The 377-nt window shown below is 71.1% G+C and carries 1 pseudogene; it reads right to left on the reverse strand.

What is annotated here, in order from left to right:
* Positions 1–311: pseudogene (locus H926_RS28480) on the reverse strand (hypothetical protein); the annotation flags it as partial.
* Between the last annotated feature and the right edge of the window lie 66 nt (positions 312–377).

The following is a 377-nucleotide window of genomic DNA, read 5'->3' on the forward strand; positions in this document are numbered from 1 at the left end:
TTCTTGCCGGGCAATTGTTCCACATCGAGCGCGGCGCGGCGGTTGGCCGCCACCTTGCGGTCAAGCACCGCCGAAAGCTGGGCGATCTGGCGCAGCACTTCGGGGCGGCTGTCATCCTCGCCGGCCTCTTCCAGGGCGACGACTTCGGCCAATGGCAGCGCGGGCTCGGCGTCAGGCACGATGGCCGCGTCGGGTTCGATGCCGGCCCAATCGAGCGAGACATGGCTGCGCATCGCCGGGCGCGCGGCGCCCTTGCGCGCCAGCAGCGATCCGGTGAGCGAGGCAAATGGCTTGGTTTCAGGCGTGCCCATGGTTGCGTCTCCCTCGCTCACGAACCGGCCACGCGGCGCCCGAAGCTGCCGACCGGGCGCGGCGCG

This window comes from Novosphingobium sp. B-7 (assembly GCF_000410615.1).
GTDB lineage: Bacteria > Pseudomonadota > Alphaproteobacteria > Sphingomonadales > Sphingomonadaceae > Novosphingobium > Novosphingobium capsulatum.